Raw genomic sequence first — 20,886 nt, 5'->3', positions numbered from 1 at the left:
GCCTCTCCGGGCCTACTCGCCCTGGTTCGTACGTGCCCAGCGCCGCCGGCCGAGCAGGAGCCCCACGGCCATGCCGCCGAGCAGCAGCACCGCGACGGGAACGGCGGCGGACAGCATCGAGGACCCGGTGGGCCGGGCCTCGGACGTCTTCTCCTCCGCGGCGGTCAGGCGCACCCCGCCGGCGCTGTTGAACGCGGCGTGCTGGCCCGTCGCGCCGGACTGCCCGCTCGGCGTCCCGCCCGGCGGGCTGAGCAGCAGCGCCGGAGCCGGGTGGGCCGGGTTCGGGTCGCTGTCGCTCGGGATCTGGTCCCAGCTCACCACCGAGCCGTCGCTGTAGTACTGGTACGCCTTGAAGTAAATCTTGTCGACGCTCGGCAAGGGCCCGCCGAACAGGGCGACCTCGTCGAACTGCTCGGGGCGGATCCTGGCGGTGGAGTCCTTGGCGGTCCAGGTGACCGAACTGAGGACCTCCCAGATCTCCTTGCCCTCCACGACGACGGGCGTGTCCAGCTTCCGCTTCTCGGTCTTGACGGTCCAACCGGGCTTCGTCTGTACGACGGCTGCGGGAATGAGATCCTGCTGCGCGTCCGGCAGCACGATCTTGACCTTGATGGTGTCGGCGCTCTCCGCCTCGTTGGGCACGTGGAACGTCAGCTTCGTGAAGTCGCCCTGCGTCGCGGTGTTGGGACGGAGGACCACATGGGCGGCGGCGGCCAGCGCCCCCGTCACGACGAGTACGCTCGCGCAGATCAGCGGCACGATCACGCGGTGTACGGTACGGACCATAACCTCTCCTTCGACCGGTGGATGCTGCCCGCCGAAGGTAAATGCGCCCCCTCTCAGGCGGCTCGAACCCTGCTCGAGCCCTACTCGAAATCGGCTCGATCGCGGCGCCCGGTCCCAGAGCCCTCATCCGACGCCACGGCGATGCTCCGCGCCAGGTGTTCGCCCGTCGCGGGGCCGGCACGGCCCGGTCTCGGCACACCACATATGCGGCCGTTGAAGGCGCGCTGTGCGTGATCTGCAAGCGCGGGTCGGCAAGCTTGGTTCCGTACCTCCTGGGTCGCGCCAATCGGCTCGGCGAAAATCAGGCGGACGGGCACGCGCCGAATAGCGATGCCAAACCCGTCTGATCGCTTTCGCCTGCATATTTTCTGCATTCGGCACCACACAAGGAATGCCTGGCCAGGGTGCACCATATCTCCTGACCACTTGCCGCACTAGTTGTCTTATAACGAGTCAGACAACAGCGAAGAAGACATGACAGCCGCCGTTCGGCGAGTATTGCGAACATGCGGATGGCTGTTTGACATCCGGACTCGTTTCTCCGTTTTACTCACGGCTTCGCATAGCGACCGAGGGTAAAGCGAATGCCAGGCTCACCTGACAGGAGGTGACGACCCGCAATGCCTTCGGTAACACCGACCGGCTTTCCATACAGGCACCTCAGCGCCGTGTGCGAACTCTTCGACAACAGTACGAGAGACACCGATGTCCACAGCCTCGCCTAGACCCGTTCATGCTCTCAGCCGACGTTCAACGAAACGAAGGATGGGCACGGACATGCAGCCCCGACAGCACAGACTTACATGTACATAAAACTTCTCCATTTGATCAGCCGCTGTTCATTGACTCGAAGACCCTAGAGGAGCCAGAGCATGGAACACCTTGTCCGGCGCGCCGTCGAAACGATTTACAAACGGCACGGAGAACCACTCAGCCTGGACGAGCTCGCACAACACGCGATGGTAAGCAAATTCCATTTTCTCCGCATGTTCAGCCGGGTCACCGGAGTGACTCCTGGCAGATTCCTGAGTGCCGTGAGGCTCCAGGAGGCCAAGAGGCTGCTCCTGACGACCTCGCTCAACGTGGCGAACATATCGGCAGAGGTCGGCTACAGCAGCACCGGCACCTTCACGCGTCGCTTCACCAGATCCGTCGGAGTCTCCCCCACTGAGTACCGGCGTTTGCATCAGGGCGGTTGGAGCGTTCCCCCCGCGAGAGCGCTGGACCGGTTGTGCGGAGCCGCCCAGCACGAGGGGACGGTGGTCGGCCACGCGACGGCCGAAGGCGACCTGCGGTCGAAGTTCTACATCGGGCTGTCCGAGTCGATCATCCTGCAAGGCCCCGCCGTCGCGTCGCAGATCATCGACGGTCAGGGAGCGTTCGTGCTGAGCGGGGTTCCCGCCGGCACCTGGTACCTGCACGCGGTGGCGTACGGCACACCCGACCCCGCGGCGCCTTATGCCGCCCGGGCCTCGGAACCCCCGATGCTCTGGGACGCGGTGGGGCCGATCACCGTCGGCCCGGGTGCGTCTCCGTACGTCGAGCTTCGGGCTCGCGCGCTGGACTGGTCCCGCCCGCCGATCCTGCTCGCCCTACCGGGACTGGACCCGCTGGTGAACGCCGCCTGAGCGTAGGCCTGTGCGGGGTGCGCGGCTCGGCGACAGCGGGCCGGCGGGACGTGGCCGGCAGAGCACGGCGGCCTCGGCCCGCCCCGCCGACCTGGCCGCGACCGGATCAGGGTCGCGCCGTCACACGCCGTCTCGTGGACTCTCCGTCTCCGCGCACGGAGCCGGGAACCTCCACGGAGCCGCGGAACGTCAGCGACAGCAACGGATCCGTCATCAGGGTGGTGATGAGCATCATCACGACCATGAGCGAGTACAACTCACCGTCGAAGAGGCCCATCTCCAGGCCGACGCCCACGACGATCGGTCCGGTCAGCCCCCGCGTGTTCATCAGAGCCGCGATGGCCATGGAGGGCCGCGAAGGCATGCCCTGGGTCCGCAGCCCCAGATAGGTCCCGCCGACCTTGCCTGCCACCGCGACGAGAAGGATGGCGCCGAACTGCCAGACGCTGGAGATCGACAGAGACGTCAGATCGATCTGCAGCCCCGCCACCACGAAGTACACCGGCAGCAGCACTGAGGTGAGCCGGCCGACGCCATCACTGAGATCGGCATGCGACGCTGCGCTGCCGGTGCGCGGCATGGCCATCCCGAAGAGAAAGGAACCGAGGATGAAGTGCATGCCCATCGCCTCGGTGGCCGCCCCCGACAGCAGCGCTCCGGCCATGACCACGGGGAAGGTCCCCGCCGTCGGAACGCGCCGGCTCCACTCCGCCCGCATGAGCCTGTGCAGCAGAGGCCGGACGATGAGGAACAGGCCAGCCCCGTAAAGGACGAACAAGGCCGTACGCCACAACGCCGCTCCGCCGCCGATCAAGGCCTGGACGACGGCCAGTTCGGCCCAGGCCACCACGTCGACCATGGCGGCGGTCGCCAGAGCCAGGCCGCCGAGCGTCGTGGCGAACAGCCCCCGGCTCTCGATGATCCTCGCGAGCACCGGGAAGGCCGTCACCGAGACCGTCAGGGCCACGAACACCACGAACGCGGTCGGCGACGCACCCCGCACCGGATGTGTGCGCAGCAGGTAGAACCCCAGACCGACGCCCAGCGCGAAAGGGACGGCATTGGCTCCGACGACCGCGCCGACGGCCAGCCGGCCCCGGCCGCGTAAGGCGCCCGCGTCCGCCTCGAGCCCCACGGCGAACATGAACAGCGCCAGCCCGATGTCCGCGACCCCGGTGAGGGACGACCGTACCTCCGCGGGGAACAGTGCGTCCGAGAGCCTGCCGTCCATCAGCGTCGGCCCGAGCAGGATGCCGGCGATTATCTCGCCCACCACGGGTGGCTGCCCCACACGCCCGGCCAGCACGCCGAGCCCTCGTGCCAGCACCACGATCAGCGTCACGTCCAGGAGAAAGAGCTGCACTTGATGACTGGTCAACGAGAACCCCTTTAATGGCTGGTGCAACGGATCAGGTCTGGCGGGTCATGGGGCGGACGGTCAGGTCGAACCGCGTGCCACCGCGACATGCGTCCGTACGCGCACGGTCGGCATGCCACCCATTGTGGGTTCTTTTGGCTTTAGGGCTTCTGCACGGTATCTGGATGCTCCGTGGCCCTAAAATCCTGATCTGACCCCATTATTCCAGGCACGAGAAGAAATGTTGTCCAGCACAAAAAATACAGTGCGCCACAATGGACACCGGGACAACCATCCGGAGATCGGCTACAGCCGAGCCGAGAAATGCACTGACGAGATTCGCAACTCGTCGACGTCACCGAGGAAACCATTCACGGTGCGCTGGTAATGAAGCACTCTCCGCGCCGCGTCCTTCCGGCTGGCTTCCGGTTCCTGCCACGAGCATTCGGCGGCGTAGGTCGCGAGCAGAATATGGAATCGGTAGGTGTCCTTGCCGTCTTCCTCCAGCAGGTGGTTGTCGACGAGCACCTCGAGAATCTGCCGGGCCCTGCTCCACGAAATGCCCGCCAGCGCGGCGGCCTCGGCGACGCAGAACGACGGTGTGCCGTAGTCGCCCAGCAGCCGGAACATACGCGCCGGCTCAGGGTCGAGCGCCTGATACGAGCAGGAGAAGACCTCCCTCAGCGTCGTCTCCGGATCGCCGTCGGCGGCGAGCCGGTCGAGCCTGCGGTGCCTCGGCGTGTAGCGCTCCACGAGCTCGGAGAACGGCATCTCCGGGTCGATGAGCTGTTCCGCGGCCAGCCGCAGGGCCAGCGGGAGGTGGCCGCACATCTCCGCGATGCGCACCGTGTCCTCCCGCTGCGCGGCCACTCTCTCCGCGCCGAGGAGATAGCTGAGCAGCGTCACCGACTCGGTGAGCGTCAGGGGGGCCAGGTCGATGCGATGAGCTCCGTCCCGCGCGACGAATCCGCTCAGCCTGCGGCGGCTGGTGACCAGGACGCACGCCGGGCCGCCGGGGATCAACGGGCGTATCTGGTCCGGGCTCGCCGCGTCGTCCAGCACGATGAGGAGGCGGCGGTCGTAGAGCAGGCTGCGGTACAGGGCCGCTCGCCCTTCCAGGTCGCGGGGCAGCTGCCGCCGGTCCACTCCCAGGCTCTGCAACGAGGAGGCCAGCGCCTCCGAGGCGTCCATGGGCTCCCGGCGCGTGCCGAAGCAGCCGAAGTTGATGAAGAGCTGGCCGTCGGGAAAGCGGTCGATGAACTGATGTGCGGCGGTGAGGGCCAGAGTCGTCTTGCCCGACCCGGCGACGCCGTCGATCACGACCAGAGTGGGTTTGCCCTGGGTCTGCGCCAACCCATCGGTGATGATCGTACGCAGCCGGTCGAGTTCTTCGTGGCGTCCGACGAACCCCCGGACTCTCGGCGGCAACTGCGCCGGGCGTACGGACGCCGGTCCTCCGCTGTGGCCTTCGGCCTGCGACGCCGCCGGCGTTCCCCGGCCGGCGCCGGCCGGTACGGCGAGCTCAGGACTGCCCCCCAGAATCTGCTCGTGCAGTTTCTGCAGTTCCGGGCCTGGTTCGATGCCGAGCTCCTTGATCAGCAGATGCCGTGTCTCCCGGTAGACGGCCAGTGCGCGGGCCTGCCGGCCGCACCGGTACAGGGCCAGCATGAGGAGCCAGCGCAGCCTCTCGCGCAGGGGGTGCTTGACGATGGTGTCCGACAGCACTGTGGCGAGCTCGGTGTGACGCCCGGCGTCCAGCATGAGGGCGGCCCAGTCCTCGATGGCCGCCGTCCGCAGCTCGCCCAGGTGTGCCCGCTCGGTGTCGGCGAAGGGCCCGGGGACGTTCGCGTACGCCTCACCGCGCCATAGGCGCAACGCGAGGTCGAACGCGTGCAGTGCCTCTGTGATCTCGCCGTCGGCCGACGAGCGGCGAGCCGCGGACAGGTGCTCCAGGAACCTCTCGACGTCGACGTTCTCGGGCGGGACGCGAAGCGCGTAGCCACCGCCGGTCGAGACCAGCACCTCGCCGGTGTCGCGCCGGCCGCGCCGCGGCTCCAGCGCCTTACGCAGGCCGGCGATGTAGGTGTGCACACCGTTCGCCGCGGTCGCCGGGACGGCATCGCCCCAGACCGCGTCGATGATCTCGTCGATCCCGGCCGGCTCGTTCACCCGCCCGGCGAGAAACCCCAGGACGGCACGCTGCTTGGGCGGCCCCAGCTTCACTTCCGCATCGTCACGCCAGGCCCGCAGCCGGCCGAGCAGCTCCAGCCGAACTGATCGTCCCGCCTCTGGCATGGTCCAATCACCTCCGATGTCGGGCCTGAGCACGGAATGAGCACGGGACGTCGACAACAAGGCACATCGGTCTCAGCACTGCCAACGCTTTCAGACTGCGCTGCCCCGCGCCACCTGTCACCGCTCATATTGCGGTCGGTTGAACAGCTTGCAAGAACGTCGGATCCGACGGAGTCCACGGAATCGAAGGACCACCCGCTTTCCGCACGGGCGAACGCCATGGACGACGCGGACGGCCGTTCACCTCTCCGCGGGACCGTCCCGACGCCCAAGGGCGTTCGCGGAGACGGTTCTGGAGAAAGGCCACCGGCCTTCCCCCAGAACCCTCGTCTCATCGGTCAGGCGCCGGCGTACATGCTCTGCAGGCAGAGCAGCAGATTGCGGGCCTGCTGGTTGAGGTAGTAACTGTGCCGGTTCAGCTCGGCGAGCTGGTGGACCGTCACCCACCGGAAGTCGCCGTAGCCGTCGCCGGACCCCTCGACATCGAGCTCGGTCTCCAGAATGACGTAGCGGCTGCCGGCCTCATGGAAGATGTCGGCCTGGTCGGTCAGCTCCGTCTCGAACCGTATCCGCCGAGGATCGGCCTCCTTGAGTTCCTGGAGGAACCGGGGATAGGAGTCGGGAGGCAGAGCGTCGTAGAAGGAGGGGATGCACTGCAGGCTCGGCCCGAACTCGGCCACGTCCACATAGCCGCCCTCGAATACGGAGTTGACCAGGACGTGCAGCACTCCGTCGATGTTCTTGGCGAGGAAGACCACCAGGCCGTCCGCCGCCGTACGGATCATCGGCTGCGTCCACCGGTCGTCGCCGAGCGTGACGTCGGCCCCGAAGATGTCGAAGAACTTGAACTGACGGTGGGAGAGCCGGCCTTCGGACACGTGCCACATGTCGGCGTCGTTCAGGTTGATGCGCTCGACATTCATGTCGCCGTAGGTCCGCGCCCTGCTCAGCCAGCTCAGGATCTCGGTGGTGCTGTGGGCCGACGGCTGCCCCGGTTCGCAGGAGCGTGCCAGCGCCGAGCGGAAGGCGTCGCCATCGTTCGTTCCGGCCCGGCGGGCCCCGGCGCCGCAGAAGGGAAGGCACGACAGCACCGAGCATGCGTTGGTGTTCACCCGGCCGCCCTCGGCGAGCAGGTCGTAGACCTGCTTCAGCGACAACCATCGGTAGCCGTCGAGGACCTCGACGTCCTCGACGGTCTCGACGATCACATTGCGGTTGCGCTTGCGGAAGAACCAGGATCCCTGTTCGGACTGCCGGACGTCCGCGACGACCCGGTGCCCGTCCGGCTCGGTGAAGAACTCCAGGTAGGGGATCTTCGCGTCGCGGTTGCTCCAGGTGGCCTGGACCGTGGGGCCGAGCTGCACGCCGGCGCGGTTGCCCGGCTCCACCTTGGCCTGCATCAGCAGGTGCGGCACACCGTCGAAGTCCTTCATCAGGATGCCCAGGGTGCCCATGTCCGGCTGGACGATGATCGGATAGTTCGTGTGCGAGATGGAGCCGTGCACGGTGGCGTGCTTCTCCATCGCCTCGACCGTGAAGAACCCGCCGTCGCGATGGGAGATCGCTCCGGTGTCAGGGTCGGCCCGCCAGCCGTCGAGCGTGTCCAGCGGCACCTCTTTCACCTGAAGGGGGGTGCGCTCGACCGCCGCCGACAACCACGCGCGGACCTCGCCGTCCGGCGTTCGGTTACCCGGTGAGGAGGCGGAGACGGCGATCCGCGCGGGCATGGACGGGTCGGTTCCCGGCGGAACCGAAGACTGCGCTGTGCTCTCCACGACGAATCCTTCCCACGTGTTCGACGAACGGCCCGGCGAGGTGGGACATCAATCCACCCGAGCCCAGCCTAGGAACGGAATTGCGCCGAATGCATCTCCCATATTGCCGTTGCCACAGAATAGGGAAGAGGGGAACGGGCATATACGAATCCATGTGCCGCTATTTTCCCTAAGCCGCTCACAGAAATCCCAGGATTCCACCAGGTACGGACATCGCGGCGGCCGTCACGGCCGGGACGATGCGCCGGTGAAATCAACATCGCCCCCGCCGGCGGCTACCGCACGCCCCTCCCGCCATCGGCCGGCGCACGTCCGCATCACGCCCCGCCCCGGGGACGCGATGGCGGACGCCGGCGACAGGATTCACAGCGTCGGCACCCGCTCCACGGCCGGGCCGCCGCAGGTCAGCCGGTGTTCCCCCATCAGAAACGAGAAGTCGGACTCGGTCCCGCAACCGGACCGGGAACGCTCGGGCATCGGCGCGTCGCCTTCCATCAGACTCTGGAGATCCAGCTCGACCGGCACGGCCGCCCCCGGGGTCACCGATATCGGCCCGATGATCGCCGTAGGCACCACGACCTCGCCGCCCGCGCCGACGGTCGAAACGCTGATCATCCAGTCTCCGGGGGGCACATGGGCGATGTGCGTCGAGCCGTAGGAGTGTTCGCCGGTGCAGGGCCGCACGGGCTTCGCGCCGGGGAAAGAGATCGGGACGGCCGTGAGGGCGACGGCACGGTCGGCCGGAAGCCCGGCGGAACGACTCCAGATCAGGATCGAACCGTGCACGAACGGCATGCCCGTGTGATCTCCCCCGAAGCCGGCCGCCCCTTCGCCGAGCAGGGCGGCGTGCCGGTACCGGCCAGGCGAGACTCCGATGGTTCGCGTGAAGCGCGTCGTGAAGGTCCCGAGGCTGGCACAGCCGACCTGAGCGGCGATGTCGGCGACGCTCTCGTCGGTGCACAGCAGCTTCCGCCGCGCGGCGTCCAGCCGGACACCACCCAGAAAACGCGTCAGTGGCACTCCTATTTCCCGACAGAAAAGGCGCGATAGATAACACGAGCTCAGATTGACTACCGCAGCCAACTCTTCGAGAGAAAGGTCCTCAGGATATCGATGTCTTATAACATGCATAACATGGCTGATCTCCCGCCGCACGGGTCCCCCTTACCTGTCGGACGCCTCAAGATGCCAAGTCAAAACCCGCCTAGTGCAACGGTCAAGGGGAAGCTTGTCGACATCAAGAGAAGCTATAGAAGACCGGAAGAGCCCAGGAGGAAACTGACGGACCGTAGCCATCCCCTGACGCTGAATATTCGAGCCCACCTTCGGGCGACATTTAATACGTATAAGTTGTGACCTATTTGATTCTGAAGTCATAAAATCCAGATTCGGTCCACCCTAATCATGCCCATAGCGCCACCGCCAGCGAGATCGCGCTGACCGAAAAGAGTCATCGCGTGCCGAATACGGTGGCGCATCCGGGCTGCCCCCGCCCCCTCACCACCCCGCTCCGGGCGGTGTCACCCGCGTCGCCGGGCCCAATGATCACGCCGCAGCCCCACACGCGCATCGCCTCCCGGCCGATATCAGCAATCCTGGAGATGTGCGAGATTCACATTCGACACACAATGGCCGATAGCAGGCCGACAGCGTCTTATTTCACGGAGTTTCTACCGATCCGGCGGTGTCAGAATGGATCAGAGCGCGGAGTTCGGCCGGGCCGTCGAGCCTGCCGATGGCGATACGCCTGCGTGCGGTCTGATTTCCGGTGAACAAGGACCGGCCCACATTTCCCGAGCCGGCACAGGCCACCTGGACAGGCCTTGTCGGCATGCGCGAGCGAGCGCCGATTGGAGCGGACTTTCGATGGCGAAAATCGATCGGCTCACATCCGGTGAGGACACCTTCGAGGCGGTACTCATCGGGGGACCCGCCGACATTCCCATGGCCGCCCGGACGGTTCGGGCCGCCGCCACCGAGACGAAGATCAAACTCAGGCATCGTAACGGCTATGAGCATTTCGAGATCGTGAGTGATCCGGACGGGCGCCGCGCCGAGCGAGCGATATTCCGCTGGACCATGCGCACGAAGATCGCCGAGTAGTTCCTACCCGGGGCGCCCGGAGAGCGCTCACGGCCGCACCAGGCCTGCCGTTTCGATTCCCCGTCGACGATCTCTAAAGCGACGTTCGACTCGGCCCTGAGAGCGGAGAGCCATACTCCACACGCCATGAGTCCGACCGAGCGGAAGAGATCATGAATTTGGTCGCGCCCGACGTCGGTGGTCGCAGCGCCCCTGTCCAGGCGCGCCTGGCCGCCTCGGCTCTGTCCCGGAGCCACCGTCGTCCCTCCGGTGCCCCGGCGGCCGCGGCCGGCCGCGCCGCGCACGGCGCGCACACGGAGCCCGACGTGTCCGTCCGCTGGCTGGCCCGTTCCGCCGGCCGTCTCCGCATGGCGGTGGATCGAGTCGCGCTGGACGACCTCGGCGGGTGGAGCCGTGACGCGACGACCGGCAACCTCGGCCACCGCAGCGGCGGGTTCTTCAGCGTCGAGGGCATGGCGGTCGAGGCCGCCGACGGCCCGGTCGGTTCCTGGAGCCAGCCGATCATCCACCAACCCGAGGTGGGGATCCTCGGCATCCTGGCCAAGGAGTTCGACGGGGTCCTGCGTTTCCTGCTGCAGGCCAAGGCCGAACCCGGCAACCACAACGGAGTCCAGCTGTCCCCGACGGTCCAGGCCACGCGCAGCAACTACATGCGGGTCCACCGGGGCAGACCCGTGCCTTACCTCGACTACTTCCGGCACGCATCACGGCACCGGGTGCTCGTCGACGTACGGCAGTCCGAACAGGGCTCGTGGTTCTTCCGCAAACGCAACCGCAACATGGTCGTCGAGGTCACCGAGGAGGTGGAGATGCGGGACGGTTTCCGGTGGCTGACCCTCGGTGAGATCCACGCGCTGCTCGCCCGCGACGACACCGTCAACATGGACACCCGGACGGTGCTCGGCTGCCTTCCCGTCACCGGCACCGACCTGACGCCGATGTTCGACGTGCCGGGCTCCGACCGCTTCCGTACCGCGCTGGTCCGCTCCTGCGATCCGGCCGCCGGCGCGCTCCACGACGCGACGGGCGTCCTCAGCTGGATCACGGAGGCACGGACGGTGACCGGCATACGGGCCCGGCTGGTGCCGCTGGACGAGGTGGAGGGCTGGCGTCGCACCGCCGGCCGGATCCACCATCGCAGCGGGCGCTTCTTCGAGGTGATCGGCGTGCGCGTCCAGGCGGCCGGCCGAGAGGTCGAGCGATGGGACCAGCCGATGATCAGGCCGGTCGGCACCGGTGTGATCGCGTTCCTCGCCGGCTCGATCGGCGGTGTGCTGCACGTGCTCGCGCGGGCGTCGGCGCAGCCCGGATACGCCGACGTCATCGAGCTGGCGCCGACGGTGCAGTGCACCCCGGGAAACCACGAGCATCTCCCGGCCGCGGCGCGTCCGCGGTTCCTGGAGGAGGTACTCGGGGCCGACGAGGAGCGGATCAGGTTCGACGCCGTGCTGTCGGAGGAAGGCGGGCGGTTCTTCCACGCCCGCAACCGCTACGTCATCGTCGAGGTCGACCCCGACGCGGTGGCCGAGCCGCCCGGCTTCCGCTGGCTCGCGCCGCACCAGCTCGGCGAGCTGGTCAGGCACGGCCACTACCTGAACATCGAGGCCCGCAGCCTGCTGGCGTGCCTGCACAGTCTCAAGTCGACGGCCGGGAGCGTGAAGTGAAAGGGATCATCCTCGCCGGCGGCACGGGTTCGAGGCTCCAGCCCGCGACCCTGGCCGTCTGCAAGCAGCTGTTCCCCGTCAGCGACAAGCCGATGATCTACTATCCCCTCTCGGTGCTCATGCTCGCCGGGATACGCGACATCCTCATCATCTCCACCCCCGTCGACCTGCCCATCTTCCAGCGCCTGCTCGGCGACGGCTCACAACTCGGGCTCCACGTCGGCTACGCACGGCAGTCGGAGCCCCGAGGACTCGCCGACGCCTTTCTCGTCGGCGCGGACCACATCGGCGACGAACCCGTGGCGCTGATCCTGGGGGACAACATCTTCCACGGACATTCCTTCGTCGACCTGCTGGCCGCGAACGTCACCAACGTCGACGGCTGCGTCCTGTTCAGCTACCCGGTCAACGACCCGGAACGCTACGGAGTCGGCGAGGTCGACGAGAGAGGCCGCCTGATATCGATCGAGGAGAAGCCGGAACGCCCCCGCTCCAACCGGGCGATCACCGGCCTGTACTTCTACGACAACGACGTCATCGAGATCGCGCGGAGGCTGCGGCCCTCTCCTCGCGGCGAGCTCGAGATCACCGACGTCAACCGTGCCTATCTGGAGAGGGGAAAGGTCCGCCTCGTCAACCTGGGACGAGGCTTCGTCTGGCTCGACGCGGGGACCCCCGAGGCACTCCTCCAAGCCGGCCAGTACGTCCGGACCATCGAGGAACGCCAGGGGGTTCGGATCGCCTGTATCGAGGAGATCGCCTTGCGCAAGGGCTTCATCAGCGTCGACGAGTGCCACCAGCTCGGAGCCGAGATCGCCGAGTCCAGCTACGGCCGGTATGTCATGGCCATCGCCAAGGAGGTCGGCTCCGTGGGCGACGTCGCTAGCGGCCCCGCCTGGTACCGCTGACGGCGGCCGCGGGGCGGCCGACGTCGCGCAGCGCCAGTCCCGCGGACCAGCGCGGAGACGACACGGGCTCCGATCCCGGCGCCAGCATTCGCAGGTGGAGGCGTTGCAGCTCGGGTGAGGGATCGAGCCCCAGTTCCTCGTTCAGCAGCGCGCGGAGCTGGCGGTAGGCCGTCATCGCCTCGGCACGCCGGCCCGCGCGGTGAAGCGTCTCGATGAGCTGGCCGTGGAACCACTCGTGGAGCGGGTACCGCGCCACGAGAGAGCGCAGTTCACCGATGAGGTCCCGGTCCCGGCCGAGCTGCACGTCCGCCTGGATCCTCAGCTCCAGGGCGCGCATCCTCTGTTCCTGCAGCCGAACCGCGTCCGTGCTCAGCAGGCGCCCTTGGGTGACGTCGGCCAGGGGCGGTCCGGTCCACAGATCGAGTGCCTGTTGCAGCCGCTCCGAGGCTCGCTCGGGCTGTCCCGCGTCGAGCAACCGCCGCCCCTCCGTCACGTGCTGTTCGAAGACGCATACGTCGAGCTGGGCCGGCTCGATCTGGAGCAGATAGCCGAACGGCTGGGTGGACAGCAGGCTCTGACCGCCGGGCGCGAGCCCCTCGCGGTCGATGGTCTTGCGCAACTGGTAGACGTAGGTCTGTACGGTCGTCGACGCGCTCCGGGGCGGATCGTCCCCCCACAGCTCTTCGATGACCGAGCCGATCTGCACCAGCCGGCCGACCCGCAGCAGGAGCAAGGCCATGACCTGGCGCTGCTTCGGCGCGGTCAGCGTGCACGTCCGGCCACGGTGCTTTATCTCAAGACTGCCGAGAAGCTTAAAGCACACCATCATGCGTCCCCTTCGTTGAGGGTCCGGCCGATGACGCCGTCGTCATAACCGCCCCGTTGAGGCCAAGAATGCCGCCCGATCGGGCGTACTGTCTTCGCTGAAATTGCTCGCTGTTCCTTTTCAGGAGGCGTACGCCGACGGCCTTCGGCCGTCGCGCACAGGTCGCCACCATGAGGTTCGAACCGCTCACGGGTCCGCCGGCCGGATTCAGCCCATAGGGCGCCGAGCAAATAAATATGACCGTGTCAATTCCCGGAAGACGAATCCGGGCGCGATATTCGAACGCGCGAATACCGCATCCGTCGCGGCCGCCCGTCCTCCCGCTTTCCGCGGACGGCCCCCACAGGACGCCGCCGGCGGGAACGCGAGCGGCGGCGGCCTCAGCTTCGCCCGACACCGTTGAGCGCATCGAAGGCCACGCCGGTGCGCTCGACCGAGATGCCCCACAGGCGTCGAGCGATGGCCTCGTCATTCGCCGCACGGTATCCGTCTCGGCGCACGGGCCGGTCGCCGCGCATCTGGAGAAAGCCGTTCAGCGTGACGTAGCTGCCGCCCGGCAGACCGGGCTCGGTCGCCGCGTAGAGCGTGGTCCAGGCCCCCTTGTCGACCGGCTGCGCCATCAGGCGTGAGACCAGCCGTGCGGCCGCCTTCGACATCCCGCCCGCCGCGTCGGTCTCCTTCGTCAGCACTCCGCTGTCGGTCATGCCGGGCGCGACGACCATGCTCCGCAGCGGCACGCCCGCCGTGGAGGCCCGGCGGTGCAGTTCGAGGGCGAAGTAGATGTTGGCCTTCTTGGATCGGCCGTAGGCACGGACGGGGCTGTAGCGCCGGGCGGAGTCGAGATCGTCCAGGTCGAGCCGGGCGGCCAGCTGCGCCTCGCTGGCGACCGTGACCACGCGCGGGTCGTCGGACTTCAGCAATGTGGCCAGCATGAGCCCGGTGAGCGCGAAGGTGCCGAAGTGATTGACGCCCATGTGCGTCTCGAACCCGTCGACCGTCCGTCCCCGGCGGACCATCACGACCCCGGCGTTGTTGACGAGCAGGTCGAGACGGTCGTGATCCCAGGTGGCCGCGAACTCCCGGATCGAGGCGAGGCTCGCCAGGTCCAGCATGCGGAGCTCGGCCTGTGAGCCGGGCACCTCCTCGCGCAGCCGGGCGAGTGCCGCGAGGCCGCGCTCGGCGCTGCGGCAGGCCAGCACGAGCCGCGCGCCGGCGCGGGCGAGCTCACGGACGATCACCCGGCCGATTCCGCCGTTCGCCCCGGTCACGAGGGCCAGCTTCCCGCTCTGGTCCGGAAGAGGCTCGGCCGACCATGGCCCGCTCCCCGGCCGTTGTGTCTGATGTGCCGTCATCTGGACTTCCTTCGTCCGACCGGCTTCGGCCGGAAATCGAGCCGAGGGATGACCGGTGAGGGAACCGAGGATTGCTCACCGGATGACCGTCGCCGCTCCGTGCGGGGGCCGGTCACCGGCCACCGGGCGGGCGATTCTCTCGTTGGGCCCGGCCGACGTGGTCGCCGGCCGGGCGGGTGCTCTCCGCGCCCCTCAGGGCCGGACCGCGGTGGTGAGCCAGGCGGGCGTGCTCATGTGCACGCCGTCCGGCCGCTCGAACGGCCGGAGCGCCTCGATGACGCCGCGGCGTGCGCGGTCCCTCACCTCCGGATCGAGGGCCTCGAAGACCTGGCGGCCCTCCTCGAAGGAGAACAGGAAGTCGGCCGCGTCCTCCGCGTCGCGCCCCCACACGTTCGTGCGGACGACCTCTTCGTTCGACACCTCGGTGAATCCGGCGTCGTTCAGAACGCGGGCGATGTTGTCCGGGGTCGGGAAGCCGTCCGCCATGTCGCCCGCGGGCACCTCCGGCATCGGCAGGTTCGCCGCCATGGCGGCGAACACCTGACCCCAGTCGCCCTTTCCGTGGTCGCCCACGCACACCGCCGCGAGCCGCGCGCCCGGGCGCATGGCGCGGGCGATGTGCGACATCGCCTGGACCGGATCCGCGAAGTACATCAGGCCGAACCTGCTGAGGACGACGTCGAACTTTCCTTCGGGAAACTCGTGCACCTGCGCGTCGCCCTGCACGAATTCGATGTTCGACAGGCCTTCAGCGCGAGCCTTCTCCCGCGCCGTCTCGAGCATGGCCGCCGACAGGTCGATTCCGACGACGTCACCTCTGGTGCGCTTCGCCGCGATGCGCGTCGTCTGGCCGGTCCCGCAGCCGATGTCCAGAACGTTGTATTCCGGTGCAACGGGGGCGGCGGCGAACAGGTCGGCGTTGAATGCGCCGTTCACCATGTCCAGGCGATCCGGTTCCTCGGCGTATCGGGTACCGTCGAGGCCATTCCACACTTCGGCTTGTGCTGCATTGACGACGCTGGCCACAATGAACTCCTCGGTTGGTTCTACCGGCGACGATGTACGCACATCGAATGGTCATTCCGTCTGCATAAAAGTGTTTCACACGCACCCACGGTGTCACCTCCGAGATTGCCGTCACCGGTCGGCTGATCACATGGAGGAACGCTTTGGCAGGTCGGAGTGCCGGCGTCTTTCGCCGCCGCTTTCTTGTGCGCCGTTTCCGGGCTCGGCCGCCGGCCGTCCGCCTCCGGCCGGATGCGCCGCCGTCAGCGGCTCCCACCACCAGCGGTTTTCGGCGTACCACCGAATCGTCTCGGCCAGACCGCTCTCGAATTCGACCCGCGGCGTGAATCCGAGTGCGCGCAGTTTTCCGTCCGACAACGAGTAACGCAGGTCGTGCGCCTTGCGGTCCTCGACGTGCCGGACCCGCTCCCAGCCGTGGCCGAAGGCCGCGAGGATCCGCTCGACCAACTGCAGGTTGGTCAGTTCCGCCGTGCCCGCGACGTGGTAGACCTCACCGGCCACACCGTGCTCGGCGACCACGCGGATGGCCCGGCAGTGATCGTCGACGTGAATCCAGTCGCGCACGTTGTGGCCGTCCCCGTACAGAGGAACGTCCCGGCCGTCGAGGAGGTTGGTGACGAAGAGCGGGATCGCCTTCTCCGGGTACTGGTAGGGCCCGTAGTTGTTGCCGCACCGGGTCACGCACACCGGCAGTCCGTACGTCCTGTGGTAGGCCAGCGCGATCAGGTCCCCGCCGGCCTTCGCCGCCGCGTACGGTGAGTTGGGGGCCACCGGGCTCGTCTCGTCCCACGATCCGGTGGCGATGCTCCCGTAGACCTCATCGGTGGAGACCTGCACGACCCGGGGGGTACGCGCGTCGAGACACGCCTGAAGGAGCGTCTGGGTGCCCAGTACGTTCGTGCGCACGAACTCGTGCGCGGCCTGGATCGAGCGGTCCACGTGCGACTCGGCGGCGAAGTTCACGACCAGGTCGTGGCCGGGCACCACCCGGGACAGCAGGCCGGCGTCGCAGATGTCGCCGTGGACGAACCGGAACCGGCCGGCGACGGGATCGAGGTTGCGCAGGTTGCCCGCGTACGTCAGCTTGTCGAGCACCGTCACCTCGACGTCTGCTCGCTCCCCGGCGAGCAGCGACCGCACGTGGCTGGAACCGATGAAACCCGCGCCGCCGGTGACGAGAATCCGCATCGGGCCCCCGTCAGACCCGGACGACTTCGAAGGCGATCGCGGGCACTCCCCCGAACCTCTCACCGAAGCGCTGTGTCTTCTTCTCCAGGAAGTCGCGCGCGTCTCCCATCGGATGGCCCACGCCGAGGCTCGTCAGGTACTCCCGGTGGGCGTCCAGCGCCGCGACGCCCGCGTCGAGCGTTCCGGTGACGTCGACCGCGTGCCCGGAGTACGGCGAGCCGCCGACCGCGACGTAGCGCATGCCGGCCCAGGGCTCCAGTCCCTGTTCCAGCAGGTCGGGGAAGATCCACCGGTTGCCCGCGTCGGTGGCGGCGTCGAGGGCGGCGATGCCGACGTTGCGGTGGTCGGGAGAGTTCCAGTCGCCGCTGCGCCACCGCTCGTGGTAGTTCAGCGTGATGAGGATGTCGGGACGGTGCCGGCGGATCGCCGCGGCGATGTCCCGGCGCAGCGGCAGGCCGTACTCCACGACGCCGTCGGTGTAGTCCAGGAACGTGACGTCGTGCACGCCGACGGCGGCGGCCGCCTTGATCTGCTCGGCCTCGCGGATACGCCCCGCCTCCTCGGGGGGTGCCGAGTCGATCCCCGCCTGCCCCCGCGTGACGAGCAGGTAGGCGACCTCACGGCCCGCCGTGGTCCACGCCGCGACCGCGCACGCGGGTCCGTACTCCAGGTCGTCCGGGTGCGCCACGACGGCGAGCGCTCGCTGCCAGTCGTCGGGCATCGGCACATACGGGTCGGCCATCGCTCACCTCGTCGTCATTCGTTCACCCGGACGGCGGCGTAGAGGGTATTGGTCACGCAGCCGCGGGAGCGCTTCGCGTCGATCGTGCCGATTCCATAGCCGATGTTCCGTATGCCGACGGAGGGCGCCAGCTCCGCCGGGCGGTAGAACATCGTCTCGAAATACGTGAACGACGCATCCGGGTCCTCGTAGTCCGTACCGGTCATCAGGACCGTCCACTCACTCTCGTCGGCGATGAACGTGCTGAAGCCGAGGAGCCGGTCCTCCTTGCGTGCCTCGATGACCAGGAAGTCGGAGCCGAAGTGGTCGTGGAGGTAGCGCAGCGAGAACGCCTCGCGTTCCGGGTCGGGCGAACCGCCGTACTTGGCGATCAGGTTGCACCGCAGGCGCAGCAGCTCGGGCTCGTCATCGGTCAGACCCCGCTCGGTGATGACGATGCCGCGTTCCTTGATCTCGCGGCGCTCACGGCGGACGGACGTGCGCCGGTTCCGCGACAGCGTCGCCAGGTAGCCCTCGAACTCCGTCCACCGGACCGGCATGTCGCAGCGCTCGACCATCGGGACGAGGACGAACCCATGCGACCGGAGGGCCTCCAGGTACTCGGTGTAGTCGGACCGCAGGTACAGGTGGACGACGCTGCGAACACCGTTGCCGCGCGTCCATCGGGTCAGCTCCTCGATGAACCGGTCGGCGGCGCCGCGGTCCCGGGCGGCCCGGCCGACGGGCATCGTCTCGTAGTTGGGGAACATCACCAGGCAGCACGGGAACAGCGCCGCCGGGTCGGCGTCCTTCCACGGGTGCGGACCGCCCGGCGCCAGCGGGGGGTCGCTCGTCGCGGAGACCCCGCTGAGCACCAGGTACGGGTCGAACCTCGGATGCTCGCCCGGCTCGGCCGGCACGCCGCCGCAGAATCCCACGGACAGCGCGCCGTCGGCGTCGTACAGCCCGAAGGTGCGGAGGCCACCGGCGATCCGCTGGTGCGCGAGGTCGACCCACCGGGTGCGCAGTGTCGCCGGCGCGTCGCGGATCTGGTCGTCCCAGTCGGCGGGCAGGCCCTCGCCCACCGAGAAGCGGCCGTCCCGGTGGGCCGCGGCGGACGGGGAGGATTCGGTCTCGGTCATCGTCGTCCCAACCGTGTCGCGGGCGTGGCCGAGCCGTCAGCGGACGGGCTGATAGTCCTTGTGGTCGACGGCGCGTTCCCAGACCGCCTCGAAGGCGTCGGCGCACGCCTTGACGATGGCCGGATCGTCGGTCAGCTCGTGCGGACCGTAGGAGCCGTCGCCGGCGAAGTGGGTGAAACGGACGAGACGGTTGTCGAACACCCAGTAGTCGTTGCCCGGCAGAAGCAGGTCGGAGGCCAGACGTCGCGGCAGCCAGCGGACGGCCTCCCCGCACGGCTCGTTGACGATGGTCGTCGTCTCGTACTCGTACTGGATGAAGTCGGTCACGGGTTCGGACACGATGCGGGCCCGCCTCCAGTTGATGCCCCGGCCCACCGCCGCTCCGACCAGTTTCACCCAGTCTCCGTGCCGGTCGTACTCGATCGGCCTGCCCGCCTTCCAGTCGACGTAGACCGCGCCCTGCGGGGTGTACATGTCGCGCATCTCCAGGTGCACGGCCGAGAACTTCGTCTGGGCGATGAGTTCCTTGAACTCGGGAACGTGCGTCATCGGTTACCTCCGCGAACCTGTCTTCCGCGCTCGGTGACGAGCCAGGTGCCCGCCGGTGGCGTGGCCGTGCAGGGCGGTTCTGGCCGGTCGGTGATCTGCTCATCCTCGCAACGCCGAGGCGAGCCGTCTTCGCGCAAATTGCTGTGCTTCGTGCGAATCTCGGCCTCAGCGGGCCGGTGACCGGCGGGCGGCCAGCAGCGTACGGGCGACGGTCCGTGGCCGGAACAGGACCGACGGCGGTGCCATCAGGTGCTGGACGTCGAGGATCGCCCTGTGCACGGCCGGGGACACATGGCTGGCGAGCATGACCTGCCGCACGTAGCGGTTGAGCAGGTCGATGCCGAACGGTCGCGGGCCGGCGGTCTCGGGGTAGGCGAAGTCACTGCCCGTCGACATCTGCCACGGCACGTCGATGACCTTCCCGGCCAGCCGGTAGTAGTCGCCGGCCATCTCCGCGGACGCGACGCCGTAGTGGTCGAGGCACCGTCCGAGCGCGATGGCCTCCAGAGTCGCGACCGTCATGCCCTGTCCGTAGAGCGGGTTGAAACTGCAGATCGCGTCGCCGAGTGCGACGTATCCCGCGGGCAGCTTGCGCAGTTTCTCGAACGACCGCCGGCGCGCCATCGGGTAGTGGAACTTACGGGCGTCGGCGTCATCGACCGGCTTCGCCGTGTTGACGAGGTCGGCCAGGTGGGGAAAGGGCAGCCCGTCGGCGAACTCGGCATAGCCGGTGGAATCGACGGGAGCGTGGGCACGGTGCCAGCCGCCGAGTGTGACCACCCAGCGGTCGCCCTCCACCGCGAACGCCGCGGCGGCCCGCTTGTCGTACGGGGGCACCGCCGAGCACAGGTACAGCAGCGCGCCGCCGGGGAGGTCGCCGGGCTCCCGGTGGAACAGCCGCGTCGTGTAGCCCACGTCGATCTTGACGGTCGTGATCTCGGGGGCGGGGCAGCCGAGCCGGTCGAGCCAGGGGTCGCTCCGGGTACCGCTGCGCCCGGTCGCATCGACCACGAGGTCGGCGGAAAGGAACTCGTCTCCGTGCAGTTCGACGCCGGTGACGCGTCCGTTGACGCCCATCAGGCCGTCAACGGAGGTCTGATCGTTGATCCGGACGTTGGGCAGCGCGGCCACCCGGCCTCGTATCGTCGTCTCCAGGAACGCGCGGGTGAGGCTCGTACCGAGCATGCCGCTGGGGAAGCGCACCCGCAGGGCTCCCATCTGATGGAAGAGCAGGTCCTTCCCCGGGTCGAACGGAACCGCACCGCCCCTCACCAGCTCGTCGAACAGGCCGGGGAACAGCTTCTCGAGGGCCATACGGCCACGGATCAGCAGGGCGTGCGCGTGCGGACTCTGCGGGACGCCACGCCGATCCTCCGACGCGGTCGGCAGCGTGTCACGGTCGACGACCGTCACCTGCTCGAACCTGTCGGACAGCACCTTGCCGGCCACGAGCCCGCCCACGGACGCACCGATCACGACGGCGTGCCCACCGATCCTTCCCATGGCCTCTCCTCGATTCCGGCTTTCGGTGTGTCTCTCGTATCGAGCCTGGTCGGACCGTGCGCG

17 protein-coding genes are annotated in these 20,886 nt (G+C 68.1%); 4 read left to right on the top strand and 13 right to left on the bottom strand.

The features are described from left to right. Positions 1-12: 12 nt before the first annotated feature. Positions 13-786 (bottom strand): YcnI family copper-binding membrane protein, encoded by a 774-nt coding sequence (locus tag ABEA10_RS49030; protein ID WP_345475585.1) that lies wholly within the window; start codon positions 784-786, stop codon positions 13-15. Between the two features lie 872 nt (positions 787-1,658). Here ABEA10_RS49030 and ABEA10_RS49025 point away from each other — a divergent pair. Next, the gene (locus ABEA10_RS49025; RefSeq protein WP_345475584.1) at positions 1,659-2,414 is read left to right on the top strand and encodes a helix-turn-helix domain-containing protein; all 756 of its coding nucleotides are present in this window, start codon (positions 1,659-1,661) and stop codon (positions 2,412-2,414) included. A 106-nt stretch (positions 2,415-2,520) separates the two neighbouring features. On the opposite strand, the gene ABEA10_RS49020 is transcribed toward ABEA10_RS49025, so the two are convergent. The 4 genes from ABEA10_RS49020 to ABEA10_RS49005 form a co-directional block, all read right to left on the bottom strand. After that, the gene (locus ABEA10_RS49020; protein WP_345475583.1) at positions 2,521-3,792 is read right to left on the bottom strand and encodes a cation:proton antiporter; all 1,272 of its coding nucleotides are present in this window, start codon (positions 3,790-3,792) and stop codon (positions 2,521-2,523) included. A 285-nt stretch (positions 3,793-4,077) separates the two neighbouring features. Beyond that, complete coding sequence (locus tag ABEA10_RS49015; RefSeq protein WP_345475582.1) at positions 4,078-6,066, bottom strand: AfsR/SARP family transcriptional regulator; 1,989 nt, start codon at positions 6,064-6,066, stop codon at positions 4,078-4,080. A gap of 338 nt (positions 6,067-6,404) precedes the next feature. Next, positions 6,405-7,841 carry an NDP-hexose 2,3-dehydratase family protein gene (locus ABEA10_RS49010; protein WP_345475581.1) on the bottom strand — a complete coding sequence of 479 codons (1,437 nt, stop codon included), beginning with the start codon at positions 7,839-7,841 and terminating at the stop codon, positions 6,405-6,407. Positions 7,842-8,204: 363 nt separating this feature from the next. Further along, positions 8,205-8,996 (bottom strand): helix-turn-helix domain-containing protein, encoded by a 792-nt coding sequence (locus ABEA10_RS49005; protein ID WP_345475580.1) that lies wholly within the window; start codon positions 8,994-8,996, stop codon positions 8,205-8,207. A 537-nt stretch (positions 8,997-9,533) separates the two neighbouring features. Here ABEA10_RS49005 and ABEA10_RS49000 point away from each other — a divergent pair. The 3 genes from ABEA10_RS49000 to rfbA all read left to right on the top strand — a co-directional run bounded on the left by ABEA10_RS49000 (position 9,534) and on the right by rfbA (position 12,516). After that, entirely contained in the window at positions 9,534-9,944 is a 411-nt protein-coding gene (locus ABEA10_RS49000; RefSeq protein ID WP_345475579.1) for a DUF5988 family protein, read from the top strand. Positions 9,945-10,096: 152 nt separating this feature from the next. After that, entirely contained in the window at positions 10,097-11,608 is a 1,512-nt protein-coding gene (locus tag ABEA10_RS48995; RefSeq protein ID WP_345475578.1) for an NDP-hexose 2,3-dehydratase family protein, read from the top strand. Further along, complete coding sequence (gene rfbA / locus ABEA10_RS48990; protein ID WP_345475577.1) at positions 11,605-12,516, top strand: glucose-1-phosphate thymidylyltransferase RfbA; 912 nt, start codon at positions 11,605-11,607, stop codon at positions 12,514-12,516. The genes ABEA10_RS48995 and rfbA overlap by 4 nt, the downstream gene beginning before the upstream one ends. Here the strand turns inward: rfbA and ABEA10_RS48985 are convergent. The 8 genes from ABEA10_RS48985 to ABEA10_RS48950 all read right to left on the bottom strand — a co-directional run bounded on the left by ABEA10_RS48985 (position 12,491) and on the right by ABEA10_RS48950 (position 20,823). Further along, on the bottom strand, positions 12,491-13,345 hold the full coding sequence (locus ABEA10_RS48985) for an AfsR/SARP family transcriptional regulator (protein WP_329241777.1): 855 nt from the start codon (positions 13,343-13,345) through the stop codon (positions 12,491-12,493). The genes rfbA and ABEA10_RS48985 overlap by 26 nt on opposite strands. Before the next feature lie 377 nt (positions 13,346-13,722). Further along, positions 13,723-14,694 carry an oxidoreductase gene (locus ABEA10_RS48980; RefSeq protein WP_345475576.1) on the bottom strand — a complete coding sequence of 324 codons (972 nt, stop codon included), beginning with the start codon at positions 14,692-14,694 and terminating at the stop codon, positions 13,723-13,725. A gap of 192 nt (positions 14,695-14,886) precedes the next feature. Beyond that, positions 14,887-15,720: a class I SAM-dependent methyltransferase gene (locus tag ABEA10_RS48975; RefSeq protein WP_345475575.1), complete on the bottom strand. Its 834-nt coding sequence runs from the start codon at positions 15,718-15,720 to the stop codon at positions 14,887-14,889. Positions 15,721-15,846: 126 nt separating this feature from the next. Beyond that, positions 15,847-16,908, bottom strand: coding sequence for a dTDP-glucose 4,6-dehydratase (rfbB, locus tag ABEA10_RS48970; protein ID WP_345475574.1), 1,062 nt, complete (start codon positions 16,906-16,908; stop codon positions 15,847-15,849). Between the two features lie 10 nt (positions 16,909-16,918). After that, entirely contained in the window at positions 16,919-17,650 is a 732-nt protein-coding gene (locus tag ABEA10_RS48965) for a PIG-L deacetylase family protein (RefSeq protein ID WP_345475573.1), read from the bottom strand. Between the two features lie 14 nt (positions 17,651-17,664). After that, complete coding sequence (locus tag ABEA10_RS48960; RefSeq protein WP_345475572.1) at positions 17,665-18,771, bottom strand: GNAT family N-acetyltransferase; 1,107 nt, start codon at positions 18,769-18,771, stop codon at positions 17,665-17,667. 36 nt (positions 18,772-18,807) lie between these two features. Continuing rightward, positions 18,808-19,320, bottom strand: coding sequence for a DUF6879 family protein (locus ABEA10_RS48955; RefSeq protein WP_345475571.1), 513 nt, complete (start codon positions 19,318-19,320; stop codon positions 18,808-18,810). Positions 19,321-19,485: 165 nt separating this feature from the next. Further along, positions 19,486-20,823, bottom strand: a complete 1,338-nt coding sequence (locus tag ABEA10_RS48950) for an FAD-dependent oxidoreductase (protein WP_345475570.1) — start codon at positions 20,821-20,823, stop codon at positions 19,486-19,488. Between the last annotated feature and the right edge of the window lie 63 nt (positions 20,824-20,886).

The organism is Actinoallomurus oryzae (assembly GCF_039541955.1).
GTDB classification, from domain to species: Bacteria; Actinomycetota; Actinomycetes; order Streptosporangiales; family Streptosporangiaceae; genus Actinoallomurus; species Actinoallomurus oryzae.
Note: the sequence above shows the minus strand (reverse complement) of the source record. Positions and strands in the feature narration are given on the sequence as shown.